Raw genomic sequence first — 3,571 nt, forward strand, 5'->3', positions numbered from 1 at the left:
GGGGGGGCTGAACGCTGGGGTTGACTTAAATGGGGGGCGCCGGCCCCCCGCGGGGGCCCCCGCCCCACCGCTGGAGGATCAGCCCTTGACGGCGCCGGCGACGACGCCCTCAATGATGTACTTCTGGCTGAAGAGATAGAAGATCACGATCGGGATGATTGCGAGAACGAGCATGGCCATGAGCGCGCCCATGTCGTTGGAACCGTGAGAACCAACGAGCTGCTGGACGACGACCGGGATCGTCTTGTATGGCGTTGACAGGCCGATCACGAGGTAGGGCAGGAGGTAGTCGTTCCACACCCACATCGTGTTGAGGATCGCGACGGTGATCATGACGGGTTTGAGCATTGGCATGACGATGCGGAAGTAGTTCTGCAGCGGGCCGCAGCCGTCAATCATGGAGGCCTCTTCGATCTCAATGGGGATCGACTTGACGAAGCCGGAGAAAATAAAGACCGACAGGCCCGAACCGAAGCCGAGGTAGAGCAGGATCATGCCGAGCGGGTTGTCGAGGTTGAGGATGTCGGCGAGCTTCACGGTCGGGAACATGACCATCTGGAAGGGCACGACCATTGAGAAGACGAAGAGCAGGTAGAGGGCGTTCGTCCACTTGGTCTTGACGCGGGTGATGTAGTAGGCCGTCATCGCGCAGAAGAAGACGATGACGATGACCGAACCGACCGTGATGAAGAAAGACCAGCCCGCCGCGACGAAGAAGTTCGTCGTCTTCAGACCACTGAAGTAGTTGTCAAGGCCGGACCAGTATTCGCCCAGGGGAAGGGCGAAAGGAGCATCGGAGATGAAGAAACGGCCCTTGAAGGAGTTGTTGAGGATGAAGAGGAGCGGGCCGATGAACACTAGGGTGAGGGCGAACAGGATGATGTAGAGAATGGCTTTGCCAAGCGGATTGTGCTTCGGCTGGTTGTACTGCTGGGGAATGCGGGCATCGGTGCTCATGCCTCGACCTCCTTGCCTCGGGTCGCGCGAAGCTGGATGAATGCGATGAGGGAGACGAGCAGGAAGAAGATCACTGCCTTGGCCTGACCGACGCCCTCAAAGCCAGTGCGCGCGAAGAAGGTGTTCACGATGTTGAGTGCGGCCATCTCGGTCATATTGAGAGGTTGGCCGTTGGTGAGCGCGAGGTTCTGGTCGAAGAGCTTGAAGGAATTCGACAGGGTGAGGAACAAGCAGATCGTAATCGAAGGCATCACCATCGGGATGGTGACGTTCCTCAGGATCAGCCACTTGCCCGCGCCATCGATTTCTGCGGCCTCGATGAGATCCTTCGGAACGGCCTGCAGGCCCGCGATGTAGATGATCATCATGTAGCCGACCATCTGCCAATTCAGCAGGACGATGATGCCGATGAAACCGTATTTTGCGTCTGTGACGAGGGTGGTCTGCCAGTGGAGGAGGACCGCGTTGATGATCGTCTGCCAGGTGTAGCCCAAGACGATGCCGCCGATGAGGTTCGGCATGAAGAATACGGTGCGGAAGAAGTTCGTGCCCTTGAGTTTGCGGGTCAGGACGTAGGCGATCGCGAAAGCGAAGATGTTGACGGTGATCACCGAAACGATCGTGATCGCTGCGGTGAAGAGGAGTGCGTGGACGAAGCCCTGCCTTTCACTGAACGCGTCGATGTAGTTCTGAATACCGATGAAAGAGGCGTTCGTGACGGTCGTGAACTTGCACAAGGAGAGGTACAGGCCGATCGCGAAGGGGGCGAGGAAAGCGAGGGTGAAGGAGATGAGGGTGGGGCCGAGGAAGATCGGCCCGAATCGTTTGAGGCTCTTCAACATGCTGGAGGCTCCTGTAGGTGAGTGGATGGGCGAAGCGGGGTGCACGGGTGGGCGTCACGTGCACCCCGCTGTGAGGATGGAAGGGGGGTACCGATCAGGCGCCCTTCTCGGCCTTCCACTCGGTGGTGAAGATCTCGACGACCTTATTCCATTCCATCTGGCCAGCGGCGTACTGGGAGAGGGCGGCGCCGAAGTCTTCCTTGAAGGTCTGGCTCGGGAAGGTGGTGAAGACCCACGGAATCGACTTCTTCTCCGAGTCGGACATGTAGCGGACGATCTCCTGGGCGAGCGGGTCGCTCGGCTGCTCGGCATCCGTGAAGGTGTTGAACGGCGGGATGAAGCCGAGGTCCTCGACCATCAACTTCTTGCCTTTCTCGGAAGAGACCAGCCAGTTCACGAAGTCGATGGAAGCCTTCTGATCGGCCTCGGAGGCCTGGGAGTTGATGGAGAAGTAGTTTTCAGTGCCGATGTTGAGGCCCTGCTTCTCCTCGCCCTTGTGGCCGGTGTAGATCGGGAGCATCTTGACGTCTTCGGCGCCGACAGTGTTGCCGGCGACCTCGGAGATCTGACCGAAAGCCCAGTTGCCGTTCTGGACCATCGCGGCCTTGCCGAGGGCGAACTCGGCCATGGAGTCTGTGACGGCCTTGGAGGAGGCGAGCTTCGGGTCGATCGTCGAATCGGTGAGGTACAGATCAAAGATGTTCTTGAACTGCTCGTTGTAGGTGAACTTCAGTTCATCGGAATCCTCGACCTTTGCATCCTGGTACTCGAAGTAGACCGGGAGGTCGGCGAGGTGGGTCTGCCAACGCCAGTCCTCGCCCGGCTTGAGAGAAGTGGAGGCGAAAACGCCTTCGATGCCGAGTTCGCCCTTCTTCGCCTGCATATCATCGGCGACGGCCTTGAGGGTGTCGAAGTTGGTGATTTCGTCCATGGACTTCACCTTCGCGCCGCCGAGGGCGAAGTACTTGTCCATGATCTTCTGGTTGTAGATGATGCCGTAGCCTTCGACGACGTAGGGGACGCCGTAGACCTTCCCGTCCTTGGTGACGGCGAGGGAGGGATCGAGAAGATTCTTGTAGAAGTCGGTCTCTGAAAGGTCTGCCGTGTAGTCGATCCAGTTCTTCAGGCCGACCGGGCCGTTGATCTGGAAGAGGGTCGGGGCATCCGACTTAGCGACCTCGGACTTGAGGGTCTGCTCGTAGGTGCCGGAGGCTGCGGTGACGACCTTGACCTCGACACCGGTCTCTTCGGTGTAGGCCTTTGCGACATCCTGCCAGATCTGGTCCTGCTCGGGCTTGAAGGAGAGGTAGTAGACGGAGCCCTTGTCATCGGCTGCCTTGTCGGCGCCGGACGAGCAGGCGGTCAGCGAGGTGAGCGCCGCAGCTGCTGCTACGGTTGTCGCTGCGATCTTGATGAACTTCGACATCGCGGGATGTCCTCCTTTGGACAGTTGCATGCTCTCGCACCAGTGCTTGAGCGGTGATGAGAATTTTTGCGGAATTCGGTCAACGGCTCAGAAGTGCCGGTAACGTTTCCGGTACTGAGGACTATAAAAGTTTGATCGGGGTTTGAGCAAGGCCACAGAGGCTGTGAAGATTACGATTTGGTGACGAAGAAAATGCTGTGATTTCGCGCTGAGTTGAGTGGGGGGTGCCCCTATGTGGTGTGTCAAGCGACGGTTGGTAGTTGGTGGGTGGGTTGGGGGTTGTAGAGGGTGGCGTTTCGGATCATGGCGTGTAGGGTGAGGATGCGGCGGTGGGCTAGGGCGATGA

Annotated in this window: 3 protein-coding genes; all 3 read right to left on the reverse strand. The window is 58.6% G+C overall.

The genetic code is table 11. The features are described 5' to 3' along the window. Positions 1–78: 78 nt before the first annotated feature. Positions 79–957: a carbohydrate ABC transporter permease gene (locus JFX23_RS02310; RefSeq protein WP_005961898.1), complete on the reverse strand. Its 879-nt coding sequence runs from the start codon at positions 955–957 to the stop codon at positions 79–81. Further along, positions 954–1,799 carry a carbohydrate ABC transporter permease gene (locus JFX23_RS02315; RefSeq protein WP_005961896.1) on the reverse strand — a complete coding sequence of 282 codons (846 nt, stop codon included), beginning with the start codon at positions 1,797–1,799 and terminating at the stop codon, positions 954–956. Before JFX23_RS02315 ends, JFX23_RS02310 begins: the two co-directional genes overlap by 4 nt. Before the next feature lie 94 nt (positions 1,800–1,893). After that, complete coding sequence (locus tag JFX23_RS02320) at positions 1,894–3,225, reverse strand: ABC transporter substrate-binding protein (protein ID WP_198775538.1); 1,332 nt, start codon at positions 3,223–3,225, stop codon at positions 1,894–1,896. Positions 3,226–3,571 lie beyond the last annotated feature (346 nt).

The organism is Schaalia cardiffensis, from assembly GCF_016405145.1.
GTDB lineage: Bacteria > Actinomycetota > Actinomycetes > Actinomycetales > Actinomycetaceae > Pauljensenia > Pauljensenia cardiffensis.

Coding starts and splice junctions, on each gene's coding strand:
- JFX23_RS02320 (WP_198775538.1), bottom strand. CDS start 3,225: ATGTCGAAGTTCATCAAGATCGCAGCGACAACCGTAGCAGCAGCTGCG.
- JFX23_RS02310 (WP_005961898.1), bottom strand. CDS start 957: ATGAGCACCGATGCCCGCATTCCCCAGCAGTACAACCAGCCGAAGCAC.
- JFX23_RS02315 (WP_005961896.1), bottom strand. CDS start 1,799: ATGTTGAAGAGCCTCAAACGATTCGGGCCGATCTTCCTCGGCCCCACC.